Origin of the sequence: Synechococcus sp. PROS-7-1 (assembly GCF_014279795.1) — a bacterium.
Classification (GTDB): Bacteria; Cyanobacteriota; Cyanobacteriia; order PCC-6307; family Cyanobiaceae; genus Synechococcus_C.
This window is the reverse complement of record NZ_CP047945.1, coordinates 1,745,043-1,759,405: the sequence shown is the minus strand read 5'-3', so window position 1 is coordinate 1,759,405 and position 14,363 is coordinate 1,745,043. Positions and strand designations below refer to the sequence as shown.

The following is a 14,363-nucleotide window of genomic DNA, read 5'->3' as shown; positions in this document are numbered from 1 at the left end:
CACTGATGCGGGTGCAGCATGAATTCGGCCCTGGCCACGGCGTTGCTCTTGCTGCTGGGAGCTCTGGGAGCGGCGCTGTCCCAGACCTGGCAGCACTGGTGCACGCTGCTCGCGGTGCTGGGTTTCGGTCTTGCCGTCCTGCGCCGATGGCTGCGGCTTTCTGGGCAATCGCTGGGCCTGATCACCCTTTTGCTGGCGCTGGTGATCGCCCGCTCCGGTCTGGCCGCTGAGCCGCGCCCCCACCCCCTCGATCCCAGTCACCGGATTCCGATGAAGGGCCCGGCTGAGGTGGTGACCCTCCAGGGACGGCTGCTGAACGAGGGACAGGTCCGTAATGGGCGTTGCCGGGCTCTTGTGGAGGTGAACCATCTCGATGGTGAGCGGCGCAGGGGGCGGACTGAACTCACCGTCGAGCCCTGTCAGCAGCCTCTGCATCTGGGCGATTGGATCGAAGTCATAGGGCCGCTACGCAGGCCGCGGCCTGCCGCCCACTCCTTGCTTCATGGGGGAGCGGAGCGGTTGGTCGCTCGAGGCAGTTGGAGTCAGATCCGCACTGACTCCATCCGGGTTTTGCGCCAGTCCTGGACGCCCTTGGCGGATGGCCGCCGGCACATTGCCGAGGCCTTCAGCGAGGCCGCCGGGCCAGCGCGCGGTGGACTGCTGGCCGCTCTCGTGCTGGGGAGTGCCCAAGTGAATCTGATGGCGGATCTGCGTGAGGCCTTCCGCGTGGCGGGGTTATCCCATGCTCTGGCCGCTTCGGGGTTTCATCTTTCCGTGCTGCTTGGCACCACCCTGGCGGCCACCCGCTCAGGTCCGTCTGCTCTGCGCATCGGGGCCGGGGGGAGTGCCATGGGCTTGTTTCTGGCGTTGGCCGGTGCCCAGCCCTCGGTGGTGCGGGCCGTGCTGATGGGGGCCGCCGCTCTCCTGATTCGTGAAGGGGGGCAGCGCAGTCGCCCTATCGGCGTGCTGGTGCTCACCCTGCTGCTCATGCTGCTGATGCATCCAGCCTGGGCCCGTTCCGTGGGATTTCAACTCAGCGCTGCAGCAACCGCTGGTTTGGTCTTGTCGGCGGCCTCCCTGGAACAGTGGCTTTGCACCCATGGGCCGGGGTGGCTGCGCCCTTTCGCCCCTGCCCTGTCCGTTCCCCTGGCGGCCCTGGCCTGGACCCTGCCCTTGCAGTTGCTCCACTTCGGTTCGGCCCCCCTCTACGCCCTGGTCAGCAATCTGCTGGCGGCTCCGTTGCTCGCTCCGCTCACCCTGTCGGCGATGGCGTTGGCCCTGCTTGTGCTGGTAGCGCCGGCGCCGATCACCGCCTTTGTTCTGCCCTGGCTGATCTGGCCCGTTCAGCAGTTGGCAGGCGTGCTGATCGCCGTGGTGCACTGGATCAGTGGCTGGCCATGGGCCCAGTTGCTCACCGGCCGTCCCCAACCGCTGGTGGTGCTTGCGTTCGCCCTTGCCTTGATCCCCTGGTGGTTACCCGCGCTTCGGCGTTGGCGTTGCCACGCCATTCCTCTGGCTCTGTTGGCCGTGGTGGTGCAGGGGTGGGTGCAGTTCAGTGATGACCTGATCAGGGTGGAGCAGTGGGGACGCCAGTGGCTGGTGCTGCGGCATCGCGGCCGTGCGGCTTTGTTGAGCAGCCATGGCGATGGCCTGAGTTGCCATGTGGCTAGGCAACTGGGCGAGGGGCTTGGCCATTCCCGTTTTGATTGGGTGGCGGTGATGGACCCTGTGGCCATGGACCAGTCCAAGTGTTGGAGTCCCCTGGCACATACCGTTGTGGCGGAGCACCAGGGGCAGCTGCCTCTGCGGTCCGGGCAGACGTTGACAAGTGCAGGCCTCGGTTTGCGCGTGACGGGTGCCAGAGGTCGACACCTGCAGGTTCAGGTGGGACAGCGGGTGTTTGCTCTGCGTCGCAGAGATCTGTTACCCCCACGTGGCGAGGTGGCTTGGGTGGGGCGTGGGGCGGAGCTCTAAAGTGATTGAGCGCATCACTGCGCAGGGAGAGGTGGCAGAGTCCGGTTGATTGCGCACGACTCGAAATCGTGTAGGGGTCACACCCTCGTGGGTTCGAATCCCACCCTCTCCGTTTTAATGAAACGACTGTTGAGACATCAGCGCTGAACGATTTGTTTTTGGCTGACTCAACTTGTTGGAATGGCCTGTCGGTGTTTGGTGCTTTTGCTTGAGTGCCTTCAGGTTGGTCATGATCCGAAAAATGCGTTTGAAGAACGAAGGAATCTTTGTTTTGATGAATTTACGACTGTGCATTAGTCGGGGTGATCGATGCTCAGAGTGTTCTTGGGTCTATCGTCGTTAATAGCCAGTGATTGTTAATAGGCTCAAGTTGAATTCGACCTGCCGCAGGTAATTCTGTGGCTTTTGTCTTTAAAGATGATGGCAAAAACATTTGAGAACCTCTGGGGTTAGAAGTTTTTCGGAGCCAGATGAGTTTTCGAGGGCGAGTGCCCCCGTTCCTCACCGGAATGGCCTCAGTTCCATGCCAATGCTGTTTGAAGGTTGCGGGCGACACCTGGCTGATGCCTTCACCACGCCACGCTGTGGTCATGAAGCATTTGTGTGTCGGTCAGGTTCTGCTCTGTCCAGCCAGCGGCATGCACTGGCAGGTGATGCACTCCATTCCAGGCCGACTGCGACTGCGTCGTGTGGACTGTTCCCTAGACCCTTCTCAGGTGCAGGCACTCATCCATCAGGCACTCCAGCGTCGTTGGGTCCGCCGTGTTCGGGCCAATGCCATGGCCGGCAGCCTCACGTTGGAGGGAGACCCGCGTCGTCTCACGCACAAACGAGCAGTCCTCATGCTCCTGCAGCAGTCGGCGCAGCAAGAGGTGGCTCTGTCCCTGTCCATAGCGCCGTCTGTCAATGCGCAGGCACTGCGTCGACTGTCTTTTGTGCTGGCCCTGTTCGGTGTCAATGCGCTTCTTGACCTGCCGATGCTGCTGCTGTTGCTTCCAGTGGGTCCGCTTTTATTCCTGCCGTTGTTGCGGGCCTTTTGGTCCGAACGGCGTGCAGGGCAGATTCCAGCCAAGACCCTGGATCTTCTTTGGTACGGCTCCCTCGCTTTTCGCGGTCATGGTCAGGCATTGCTGTTGGAGTGGGGGATTGAACTTGGCAATCATTCGCTCAAGCGTTGGACGCCTGGCCCTGAGCAGTGCACGTTGCTTCGGGAGCGTCTCGAGGACTTTCGCCAGCGTTGTTCGGTGAGGCTGCAGGCATCCGATGGGTCCGTGGCAGAGATTCCCAGTTCCAGCCTCAGGGCTGGTGATCATCTGCGTCTGTTGAAAGGCGAGCGATTGCCCTGTCACGGACAGGTGGTGCAAGGTGCAGGAACCGTTGCTTCGCTCTGGGCCGATGGTCGCTCTGTGCAGATCCCAGTCAGGCCTTTTCAACAGCTGCCTGCTGGGATCCGGCTGGTTAGTGGTGATCTTGTGATCCGGGTGATCGCAACAGAAGATCCCTTGCAACCAGAGGATCACTGCACCCAAGTCATGGCCTCGGAGGTCGCTCCACCTCCAATCATTGAGGCATCACGACGTCTGCACTCGCGCACCGTCCCTCTGATCCTGATGGCGGGAGGTGGTTTACTTCTGTCCGGACAGTCCAGCCGTGCGGCAGGACTGCTTCAGTTTGATCCCCTAAGCGACTGGGAGTTGAGCTGTTCATTGCAGTTAGGCGCTCTCCAACGGGATGCCTTGAATCTGGGCATGGTTCTGCAAAGACCTGAGACCTGTGCAGCGATAGCGGCCAGCCATCAGTTGTTGATCACGGAATCGGTGCTTGGCCGTTTCATGTCGATGGAACTGGAAAGCCTTCACCCATTAATGGATGCGAGTGCCGACGAACTGGTGCAGATCCTGGCCGGGTTCCGTTGCAAGCAACGACCATTCGGACTCACGGCTTACACCACGCTTCTTCAAGCCATGGATCTGGATCCATGCAGCGTGGAAGAGATCGAAATGAATGGTTCTCTCGGATGGCGTGGTCTGGTGTTGGGTGAGCGGATTGAGATTGGAGGCCCGAATCTTTTGCGTGCCCGTCAGCTCCAGCATTCAGGGGATCTCGGTCCTATTGGTCACTGGACCTGGATGTATGTGATTCGCTCCGGTCAATTGATTGGAGGGGTGGCCTTCAAGGTGAGTCAATCGCGACGGGTTTTAAGAGCTTTGCGAAGACTGGAACGCAATGGTGTGCAGATCACGCTCATGATGCGTTGGGACATGCAGTTCGCCAATCTGTTGCGCCAACGGCTCGATCTTCCCGAGCAGAATGTTGTGTTTGAGCCTGATGTGTCCAAGCAGTTGTCCTTGCTTGAGCAGGCTCGCTCCCAGGGACCGGTGATGCTGCTTGCAGGAGAGGATGCCGATATTCCCTTGATCGCAGCTGCTGATGTGGGGATGCGGATCTCTGACCTGGATCAGGCGTTCTCCCAGGAGCTTGCCGATGTTCTGATCGCAACTCGCTGTATTGATCAGCTCCCTGTGCTGGTCAATCTTTGCCAACGGTTCCAGAGACGGCAGACAGAGCAAGTGGTTTGGGTGCTCATGCCTCACTTGTTTGTGGTGTTGGTGAACCTTGTGATCCCACTCAACCCTTTGATTGCAGTGATTCTTGTGGATCTCCCCATTCTCACCGCGGATATCTTCAATTCCCGTTCTGGTGCATGCCTCACGCTTGGCAAGAGGGCTTAAGAGTTCAACCGCGTTTGGATGTCACGGTCACGGCAGGTTGGGTTGGCTTGTTGGTTTCAAGGTCCGCACGAGCTTCAGCGAGAAGGTCCGTGAAGGTTTCGCTGACCTCTGAAAAGCCGTGTCCCACTCCTTTCAAGAGTGCTCCTGTCGTGTCGGCCAGACGAATTCCAAGCTTGAGCCCCTGCTTGGTAATGGTGCGGCCGCTGTTGCTAACCGAGCGGCTCCAGTCGGTTTCCTTTCCACTAACGGCCTTGACGGCAGGTGCTACAGCAACAAGCGCAGCGCCGACGCCCATGGCCAGGAGAAATTCGAGTTCGAACATCGTGGTGAAGGGGCCGGAAGGAAAGGCCGATGAACATCCATTGAAAATTACTGCTTTATGCCGAAATAGCGGCGACTTGTGCTCATCAGGAGACAGCACCGAGCCACTCGATGGCTCCCTCTTCGAGGGTGTAACAAGCCGCTTCGATCCGAAGAGTTCCTTGCTTCACGCGCTCCTGCATTAACGCACTGCCATGAACCAAGCTGCGAGCCGATTCCATGCTGTTGGCTCGGCAGGCTGCCCCCACATCATTGGCGATACCAACGCGTTTGAGATTGGAGCGGATGGTGCCAACCAGATCGCTGAGTGCTGGAGTGAGCGTTTCCTCTGGAGTGCAGGCTGCTGTTACGGCTCCGCAGCGTTCGTGCCCCATCACCACAATGAGATGGATGCCCAGCGACAGCACGCCGTAGTCGAGAGAGCCAATGGTGTCGCTGTAACTTGTATTCCCTGCGGTGCGGACCACGTAAAGATCCCCAAATCCTGCATCAAAGAGCAGCTCAACGGGAACGCGCGAGTCGGAACAACTCAAGATGGCGGCCATCGGGCGTTGCCCATCCACCAGCTGCTTGAGCCTGTGAGCAGAGGAGTGGGGGTGTCGGGACTCTCCCGCCATAAATCGATCATGCCCCGCCTTCAAAGCTTGAAGACTCTGCTCCGGCGTCATCGTCATGTCTGTTCTCGTAGAAGGATTTTGGCCGCAGGGTGCCATGAATTGTCTCGTTGTTCTGGACACGGTGTCGTCATGACCACCCCGTTCTGAGTCGTTCACGACCAACATGACGCGGTGGTCCGTTGCTTGCCCGTGGCTGATGAGATGCTGACCCTGTCGAGACTCGAATCCGAGCTGGGACTCTCGCGCGCTGAGATTCTTGTCTTGGCTCAGCGGATTGGCATCAGTCCTGAGCGTCGAGGGCTGCGTACATTCCTGCGGGCGAGTGACGTTTCACGTTTGAGAGCTGCAGTCACCAGCGATGGTGGGGAGCTTGTACCGACCGAGCTTGAGCTGGTTCAGGCCCATGGCGAGGGTGATGCGTCGTCTTTGCCGGTCGTCAGTGGCGATTCCAATTGGATGAAAGCTGAGCAGTTCGCAGATCTGAGGCTGTTCAGGGAGCGTCTCGAGATCCTTGAACAGCTTGTGCGAACTGGCATCGAAGTGGACAGCCGCGAGCTGGCGGATCTTCTTCAGCTCAGGCGCCTACCTCCTTTGCAGGATCTCGACGATGGGAAAGGCTTTGAGAGACGAGGACTTCGTTGTCTGCGGATCCAGCGGTCGGGTCAGCGATCCTCATGGCGACTTGTGAAGGCTGCCAGCTGAGGTCTTGCATCCCCAGCGGGGTAACCCACCCGTTCAACGCTCAGGATGTTGTGCAGCTCAGCAATCAACATCGGTAGGTCGGCAAGAAGGATGGTCTGAAGCGGCGGGATCCAACCCACAACCGTTGCCAGGGTCGAAATGAGTTGTGTGGTGGTGATCAGTCCAAAGTTGCTGTTCTCTGTGGACTGCAATCTGCGGCTCAGCTCGATCAGTCTGGGAATCCATCCGGCGTTCGTGGGAATCGTCAGATCGCAGAGTTCAGAGATGAAGAGGCTGTCGTCTTCGACGCGCATGCCGATTGAGACATCGGCCAATTCAAGGGCTGCGAGGTCCTGGATCAGGTACCCCAGATACGCCACCCCAGTTTGGGATTGTCCTTGAAGGCGTCTCACCAGTGCGACCCGCTTGGCTCCGTCGCAACCTCCATGGATTTGGCCATCAGGAAGTCCCAGGCTGTGAACGCTGGCTTTCAGTTGTTTCGACGGAAGGGTGGAGACCACATGGAGCTTGATGCCTTGTCTCTTGAGCAAAGATGACGCTTGAATCCAATGATCATCAGGACACATCGTCATGGTGATCCTGCCGATTGCGTTGCCATCACGACGAATGGTTAGGGGATGCAGGATCTCAATGGCATCTGAGGAGGAAGGCGATTCCGTCACATCGGGCTCTACCAAGTAGCGCTGGCCATCGGCGGTCACCACATTGAAGCGTCGGGTTGCTGACTCGATCGTTACCGAGTCAATTGCTGTGGGCTTGTCGATCTCGCGTAGCTGATCGGCCCAGATCGAGGGGCCTCCCTCTTCTACTAACCAGGATTGGATTCCCGCGAGAAGTCTCACTAGGCTTCCTTCTGCTAAGCCATCCTCGATCCTGTGCTCCTCAAGGTTGATCCCACGGTGGTGGTTCAGGCTGCTGAAGGTCACCACAAGATGCTTGATCTTGCCAAAACTGCTCAGCGTGTTGGGGTTGTGAAGAGTGACGTTATGCAGCTTCAGATCAGCTACCGCTGTCAACCTGGCACCACTCACGCTCTGTTCCCAGTTGTGCAGGGGGGTGAATTGCAGGGGCGCGAACGCAGCATGGCCGGCACCAGTGGCAATCAAAGCACCGCTGCTTAGCAGCAGAAAAGGATTCATCCAGCGACCGATGGTTGCGAGATCGCCCGCTAAAACGTTGTCCTCGAGGCAGCTGTGTGTCTGCTGTTCTTGCAATAAGGCATAAGTGGGGTCGTTGTCGAGTTCCGTCTGCAGGCTCAGGACTCCCTGGCCTTTAATCACCAGCGCCCCGGCTTTGACGCCATCGCCTTGCTTCAACCAGCGTGGTTGCCAGTCTCCATTAATGCGTTTATCAATGACAAGCAGATCCCCGCACTCCACGCGCGAACGCAAGGGACACATTTGTTCGGCATGAATTCGATACTTTTGCCCGCGTTTCGCATCGGAAAGGCAGATGGGCTGTTGATCGGGATCCGGCGACGTGAGATGAATTCGCTCTTCGAGTCGCTGCAACAAGCGTTTTGGGCTTCCGGTTTCGTCGGAGGGCAGCATGGATTGCTGCATCAAGCCCGTTCCATCGTGAATGCTGAGATCCACGAGAACTTCCTCGGGAAGTCCTTGAATGAGCATGAGCCCGGAGAGTCCAAGCTCCATTAAGTCGTAATCGGTCTCCCCCTTGAAGAGAGATCGCAATCCTGCAAGAACCCTTGGCCAAATCATCACCGACGACAGGCCGACCAGCAGGGTGAGCGGCAGAGGGATCAAGAGATCAAACAGCAAGATCCCTGTGCAGACTCCACCGTGCAACAACACGCGGCTTGCGCGTTTTGACCGCACCAAAGCCTCGCAATCCGGTTCGAGTTGCGTGCCACCTGGATCGAGTGCCAGAGCAAGCAGCTCCTCCAGCTTCGGGCGGTGGTCGGAGCTCACATGAATGCAGAGACTTCCGGCAAGGGGGTTGATGCGGAATCCCAGCAGCCAGGGACAACCACCCAACACCAATCGGGTGTGGCGTAGTGTCTCAACGTTGAAGAGTGAAGGGTTCCAGCGAACCCTGACTCTGCCGGGAAGGTCACTGACCACTGTCCAGGGTTGGACATCTGAGGTGATCGAAACCATGGTTGTCATGGCAATCAGGGGGCGGATTGAACGAAGGGACGTCGCATCAGCAGTGAGAGTTCAAGACACCAAGTCGCCAGAAGAATCAGAACAGAACCCGGGGACAATGGCAGCAGGTGCGCTGGTAGGCCGATCAGTAGAAGCAGAAAGGCCATTAGGGCGAGAATCAAACTGAGTGCCAACGTGATGACATTGCCAATGGGTGGCAATGGGGATCTGATCGTTTTTACGGAAATCGCCAACACCTTGGGAGGAGGAGGCGTGACTCCCAAAGCATCGAGGGACGCCACCAGGGCGTGGGTTGCGACGTGCCAATTCAGTTCACCCTGAGCTGCTGTGGTGTGGAACGAAATCGAACCGGCCAGCCTGTTGCAACGGAACTGAATGCTGTGGTTGGTGAGGCGTTTGGAGAGTTCCCGTTCGAGTTGACTCCAGCACATGGTGGTCGCCGAATCAATCGTGTAGCGGCAACGCAGGGCGTTGCGGTGGCGCAAGGTCAGGCAGTCGCTGCTGCTCAAGCCACCGCCTCAGCGATCTCCAGCGGGTGGTAGATCTGCGTTGTTTCGCAGTAGCGCCAGCTGTGTCCGTCAGGATCTTGGAGGCGGCTCCAAGAGGGAAGTCCCCCTTTCTTGCGCATCGAGCTAATCCTTTGATGGGTTGTTCCCAAGCGCTTGGCAAGATCACTGGCGCGCAACGGTGCAGGCAGGTCGCAGCTTTGCGGTTCTGATAGGGGGGAAGGACGGAATCTGAGCGTGCGCATGGCATTACCAGCAGCGACCAAGGAGGACCCGTTGTTGATCAGCACCGCTGTGATCGGTCCCAGGGGGAAGAAGGTTCCGATGAGCAGTGCGCTGAGGTTGGGAACGCCAACGATGCCGATGTTCTCGCGGATGAGTTTGAAGGTGAGCCGAGACAGATCCTGTGCAGCGATTAGATCGGAAACACGATCGTTCGTGAGCACGATGTCAGCGGTTTCCCTGGCCAGGTCGCTGCCAGAAGCGAATGAAACAGACACATCGGCGTAGGCCAGAGCCGCTGAGTCATTGATGCCATCTCCCACGAACACCACCCGCTTGCCTTGGTCTTTGAACGCTTTCACCAGATCTGCTTTCTGATCGGGTAGCGCTTCCGCGTGCACTTCATCTGGATGTAGACCAAGCCGTGCGGCCACAGCGTGAGCAACGGTTGCGATGTCGCCGGTGAGCATGTGCGCTTGGATGCCGCGGCGGTGCAGTTCTTGCACCAGGGCGTGGCTGTCGGGACGCAGGGTATCGGCGGCGTGGAAAACACCGACGATGGCACCGTCGACGGCGAGAAAGACAGGTGTTGCTGTGTCCAGCTCTGGGCGAATCGGTAGTTCTGGCTCAGTCAAGCCTTCTTCGCGCAGCAATCGGGAGTTACCGATCAACACGGAATGGCCTTCGATCACAGCGGAGACTCCACGCCCAATCTTGTAATCCCAGGCATCAGGAGTGGCAGGATGCTGTTCTGAGAGTGCCGCGTATTGAACGATGGCCTCTGCAATCGGATGGTTCAGTCCCTGTTCGGCGGATGCCGCCAAATGCATCAGTGTCTCGGGCTCGAACGATGGGTCGAGCACATCGAAATGAACCACCGAGGGGTGCCCTTTGGTGAGTGTGCCTGTCTTATCGAAGACAACAACGTCGATCTCATCGAGGAGTTCGAGCGCACGTCCACTACGGATCAGGAGTCCTTGGCTACCTGCGCGTGTCAGGGCAGCCATGATCGCCGTTGGCACAGAAACCCTGAGGCCGGTGCCTAGGTCGAACATCAGCAGGGAGGCCGCCTGGGCGAGATTGCCTGCGCTTAGAAGCAGTGAGACTCCTGCCAACGCAAGAGTCGGCAACACAAAGCGGTTGGCAACCCTTGCTGCGACATTGCCCACCCGAGTGTCGAAAACAGGAGCTGAGTCGATCAGCGCTGTGATTTGACCGATGCGGGTGTCACAGCCCACAGCCGTGATGCGCATGATCATGGTTCCTTCAAGCAGGATGAATCCAGCCAAAACTTCATCACCTGCCTCAGCGTGTCGGGGGACAGATTCACCGGTGAGCTTCACAACATCGAAGCTGACTTCGCCTTTTTCAACGATTCCATCGCAGGGAATGCTGTCCCCTGGATAAAAAATGGCTCTGTCATTTGATCTGAGTTCAGAGCTGGGCACGATCGTTTCGTTGCCAGCATCATCAATACGGCGGACATCCGCCTCAAGGCCGGCCAGGAGATCGGAGCTAGCTGAATGCGCGATCCGTTGGGTGGCATCACGAACCGCTTCACCGCCCTCGATCATGCTGATCATCAACGCCGGGCCAACAAGGAACCCCTCGAGACTGTGAATACCCACGGCCAAAGCGTCGAGAGCATCGACGTTGATGCGGCGTTCATCCCGAAGGCCTTCCCATGCCCGACGGAAGCTCAGGCGGGCCGCGATGAGAATGAAGATCGCCACGCCCAGAGGTGGCAGCGATAAGGGGCCGGCGAGCAGTGCCAGTGCCAAGGAACTGACGGGAAGAATGATCCGGGAGGGGACGAAGGGCTCCTCCGCATCGCCATCCCTCAAGGCAACGTCCTGAACCGGAGGGCAGGCGTTGAATTGATGCATCAGTTCCCCATCGCTGGGGAGGGAATTCATCCAGCTGATCACGTCATTGTCACTCCATCCTGAGGTGGATGGAGGCAGGGTGATGATGAGTGATTGAGCCCAGGTGTTGACCCTGGCTGAGAGGATTTCAGGCTGACCGATCAACCAATGCTTCAACGCTTCAGGAGACTTGCGATCGCGAGGAAGACTCAAGCGGAGTCGCTGATCACTGCGATGAATGAGCTGAAAGCCAAGCGACTCCTCCCTCATGTTGAAGCAACCAGAGATGGTGGTGGAATGCGTCACTCGACAGTGACTTCAGTGACTTTCTTGGATTTGCTCGACTTAACAGCAGGCTCCTCTGTCCCTACAGAGGACTCCATTTCATGCTTGGCTTCAGCAACCAGATCTCCAAGCCCCTCGGCTGCTTCCGCCGCTCCGCGCGCAACTCCCTTGGCAGCAGCACCAGCTGCACTGGCCACGGTGACCCCCAATTTGATTCCACTTTTGGCCATGGACCGCCCGGTCTGGTTCATCGAATCGCCCAGTTGGGGATTGCCGAAACGCTTCACCATTGGTGCCAATGCAACTAGTCCGGCACCGACACCGAAGGCAAGTACGGTCTCCAGCTCGAACATTGCATGAACCACTCTTTCGAGGAACCTACTTGCTTTTTTTCGATTCAGCGATGTCAAAATTGATAGGAGGGCTTGAAACGTAGTGGTCAATACATTGCAAGGACAGACAGTGCCATCGCTGGTCTTCCTTTGCGCTGATCACTTGGAAATGGCCTCTGATCTGTTGATTGCACAACCTGATGAGGGCCCGGTGCTTGACCTTGCCGGGGATTTGTCGCTGGTTCTTCCAAGCGACTTTCCTCGCATCGTGAAGCCCTTCGCGATCGAGGCGCATTCCCGCATGCTTTGGAGTGAGCTGAAACAGCCCCTTACTCCTTGGCTTCTGATGCTGGGATTCGAGGATGTTGACCCCAAGCCTCCCTGGCTGCTTCCAGGACTCCGGGATCTCCAGGCCTTGCTATGGCTAGCTGAACAGCTGGATCACAAGATCAACTCCAGCGGTGATGGGGTTGTGACGGTGGTGCTTCCACCGGCTACCCAGGCTCTGGCCATGCTTCAACTGGCTCGTCAGGGCCCGGAGCTGCTCGATTCCCTTTGGGACCCCCTGTTGACCTGGTGGACCGAGACCCGGCGGAAGCTTTCACATTTTGACCGAATGCTGCGCTTGCAATTGCCTGCTGCTGACGCTCTAAGACCACCCGAGGTATGGAGAAGGCGGTTGCAGACACTCTCCACCTGTTTGAACAACCCTGCTCACAGCGAATTGGTGCTGGCGCTGATTGGAGATGCCGCACGCTGGCCTGTTCTGAGACGACGCTGCGCCCTGATGCCGCTCAATTCCCTTCCACTCAGTCGCATCGTTCTGCAGGGTCAGGGCTGGACCATGATCCCCTTGTCAGATTCGGGACTACCCATCCTCATCACTGCGCGCGACGGATTGGATCAACGGGATGCCATTCGACAATGGTGGGGCTCAGCATCGACGCCGCCTCCTTCTGTGCACTGGGGTCGTGGGGATCAGCAGGGGCGATTGACGCTCACTTGCCGTGTTTTCGCTCCCGGTGTCGAAAAAGCGGATCTGCGCATCACTTGCCGAGATCAAAAACTGGAAATCTCCGCATTGGAACAACGTCTGCACATCCCCTTGCCCGAAGAATGTCATGGATTCACACCTTTATCCGCAAGAGTTAAAGGCGTTTGCATCGAGATCGAATTCCGCTGAGAGGTAGGCGATGGCTCTGGCCTCCATCCCAACCACCAGGCCATTAAAAAGAAAGGCGTCCCAGGTAGGACAGGGAGCGCCCATCCCGCCACAGCAAGGGCCATTAGAACTTTGATACCACCCGTACGCGATCGCTGAAGCACGCCGGCCAATCCGCGTTCAGGGGGAATGACAAGGTGCGCGCAGGGAGCTTGCAGCACGTTCTTGAGGAGTTGTAATCCAATCTCGATGGATTGTTCCTTGTCGACACACCAGAGCACGAGCCCTCGTCCCGCCAGTGCGGAGCGAGCCATGACGCCCGATTCATCACGCTCAATCAGCCAGATCACGCTCCGCAGCATCTCTGGGCTGGGCTCAGACTTGAAGCGGATGCGGGCTCTGGCATGGAGTCGATGCTCCACCCCAAAGTGAGTGGTTTTATGCGCATCAACGCTCATGGCCGTGTCAAAAAACCTCCCTTAACTTAAGCATTGGGAGTAAAGACTCGTTTGGAACCGGTTCCTGACCTCTGAATGGATTTGAATCGTGAACAGGTGGTTCTGACGGCCTCCCCTTTTCCCCATCGGCTGTTCAGTGCGTTTCATGATCTAGAGCGCGCCAAGATCGCTGGCTCGATTGGTGTTGTTGTTGCCCTGATCATCTTCTGCTTGATGGGGGCGCGCTGGAATGTGCTTGATGAAGCCTTTTCTGTTGGGTTTCTCAGCGCTATGTTGCTCGACCTTGTCCGTTTCAATGTTTGTGCATCACGATTGAATCTTCCGCAGACACGAACGCTCTTCGGCCATGAAAGAGCTCGTCGCATGCGACTGATTCTCAGGACGGTTTTGTTTACATTTATGAGTATTGCCCTGTTGAGCTTAAGCATTAGCGACATTCATTCTGGTCAGAGTTTCTTGCCGGAATGGTTGAGAATTGTTGTTTACTTTCTGTCTATGTTCGCTACGTGGATGCAATTGCACAATGGTTTTGGCATCCACTATGCCAAGAGTTATTTTCAGCTCAACCCTCGCAGTGGCGAGAGCGGTGAGTCCCCTCAGGGATTGATCTTCGAAGGAAATGAACCAATTTTTACCGATTTTCTTTACGTCGCTTTCGCGGTAGGCCTCACCTATGCCATGAGTGATGTAACACTTGAAGATTCAAGGATTCGTAGAGTGGTGTGGTTTCACTCCATTGTGAGCTTTCTTTTTTATTCAACGGTGATTTCTGCTGTGCTCAACCTGGTCACTAGTGCCTGATTAGGAATGAAACAGCAGAACGAGCCCAAGGCTGACCTGATGAAATTCGCGTTCTTCGCGAGTGAGATCGAGTCCGACTTCCAGTCCCTCTTTGAGGGCATCGTCAAAGGGAGGGGTGAGAGGCTGGTTGTTGGATTGCCAGAGCGCGGCGATGCCCACAGGCGTGGCATGCCATCGAAAGTTGCCGGTTTCACCGATTGAGGGCTCCTTGAGGGACTCCTCGAGCAGGCTGTTGAGAGGGGTGCTGGTCGTTGCCATGC

The 14,363-nt window shown here is 57.6% G+C and carries 12 protein-coding genes and 1 tRNA gene; 6 read left to right on the top strand and 7 right to left on the bottom strand.

Annotation, left to right across the window (positions count from 1 at the left end; all coding sequences use genetic code 11):
- The first annotated feature begins 18 nt into the window (after nt 1–18).
- From SynPROS71_RS09545 to SynPROS71_RS09535, 3 genes are all read left to right on the top strand, one after another.
- Entirely contained in the window at nt 19–1,974 is a 1,956-nt protein-coding gene (locus SynPROS71_RS09545; protein WP_186594745.1) for a ComEC/Rec2 family competence protein, read from the top strand.
- Nucleotides 1,975–1,999: 25 nt separating this feature from the next.
- Nucleotides 2,000–2,086: transfer RNA gene (locus tag SynPROS71_RS09540), tRNA-Ser, on the top strand.
- 478 nt (nt 2,087–2,564) lie between these two features.
- The gene (locus SynPROS71_RS09535) at nt 2,565–4,706 is read left to right on the top strand and encodes a hypothetical protein (RefSeq protein ID WP_186594743.1); all 2,142 of its coding nucleotides are present in this window, start codon (nt 2,565–2,567) and stop codon (nt 4,704–4,706) included.
- A 4-nt stretch (nt 4,707–4,710) separates the two neighbouring features.
- Here SynPROS71_RS09535 and SynPROS71_RS09530 read toward each other — a convergent pair whose 3' ends face one another.
- Together SynPROS71_RS09530 and SynPROS71_RS09525 are read right to left on the bottom strand one after the other, a co-directional pair.
- Nucleotides 4,711–5,028: a hypothetical protein gene (locus SynPROS71_RS09530; RefSeq protein ID WP_186594741.1), complete on the bottom strand. Its 318-nt coding sequence runs from the start codon at nt 5,026–5,028 to the stop codon at nt 4,711–4,713.
- An 85-nt stretch (nt 5,029–5,113) separates the two neighbouring features.
- Complete coding sequence (locus SynPROS71_RS09525; RefSeq protein ID WP_255442097.1) at nt 5,114–5,644, bottom strand: carbonic anhydrase; 531 nt, start codon at nt 5,642–5,644, stop codon at nt 5,114–5,116.
- Nucleotides 5,645–5,845: 201 nt separating this feature from the next.
- On the opposite strand from SynPROS71_RS09525, the gene SynPROS71_RS09520 reads away from it, so the two are divergent.
- A complete protein-coding gene (locus SynPROS71_RS09520; protein ID WP_186594737.1) occupies nt 5,846–6,346 on the top strand; it encodes a hypothetical protein in 501 nt (166 codons plus the stop codon).
- Here SynPROS71_RS09520 and SynPROS71_RS09515 read toward each other — a convergent pair.
- Genes SynPROS71_RS09515 through SynPROS71_RS09500 form a run of 4 tightly spaced genes read right to left on the bottom strand, consistent with a single transcriptional unit; the run spans nt 6,307 to nt 11,760 of the window.
- Nucleotides 6,307–8,472, bottom strand: a complete 2,166-nt coding sequence (locus SynPROS71_RS09515; protein ID WP_186594735.1) for a hypothetical protein — start codon at nt 8,470–8,472, stop codon at nt 6,307–6,309. The two genes, SynPROS71_RS09520 and SynPROS71_RS09515, sit on opposite strands and share 40 nt — an antisense overlap.
- A gap of 5 nt (nt 8,473–8,477) precedes the next feature.
- On the bottom strand, nt 8,478–8,981 hold the full coding sequence (locus SynPROS71_RS09510; protein ID WP_186594733.1) for a hypothetical protein: 504 nt from the start codon (nt 8,979–8,981) through the stop codon (nt 8,478–8,480).
- Nucleotides 8,978–11,371 (bottom strand): heavy metal translocating P-type ATPase, encoded by a 2,394-nt coding sequence (locus SynPROS71_RS09505; RefSeq protein WP_255442096.1) that lies wholly within the window; start codon nt 11,369–11,371, stop codon nt 8,978–8,980. Before SynPROS71_RS09505 ends, SynPROS71_RS09510 begins: the two co-directional genes overlap by 4 nt.
- Entirely contained in the window at nt 11,368–11,760 is a 393-nt protein-coding gene (locus SynPROS71_RS09500; RefSeq protein ID WP_255442095.1) for a hypothetical protein, read from the bottom strand. The genes SynPROS71_RS09505 and SynPROS71_RS09500 overlap by 4 nt, the downstream gene beginning before the upstream one ends.
- 91 nt (nt 11,761–11,851) lie before the next feature.
- On the opposite strand from SynPROS71_RS09500, the gene SynPROS71_RS09495 reads away from it, so the two are divergent.
- Complete coding sequence (locus SynPROS71_RS09495; protein ID WP_186594732.1) at nt 11,852–12,865, top strand: hypothetical protein; 1,014 nt, start codon at nt 11,852–11,854, stop codon at nt 12,863–12,865.
- 512 nt (nt 12,866–13,377) lie between these two features.
- Nucleotides 13,378–14,103, top strand: coding sequence for a DUF1345 domain-containing protein (locus tag SynPROS71_RS09490; protein ID WP_186594731.1), 726 nt, complete (start codon nt 13,378–13,380; stop codon nt 14,101–14,103).
- On the opposite strand, the gene SynPROS71_RS09485 is transcribed toward SynPROS71_RS09490, so the two are convergent.
- On the bottom strand, nt 14,104–14,361 hold the full coding sequence (locus tag SynPROS71_RS09485; protein WP_186594730.1) for a hypothetical protein: 258 nt from the start codon (nt 14,359–14,361) through the stop codon (nt 14,104–14,106).
- Nucleotides 14,362–14,363 lie beyond the last annotated feature (2 nt).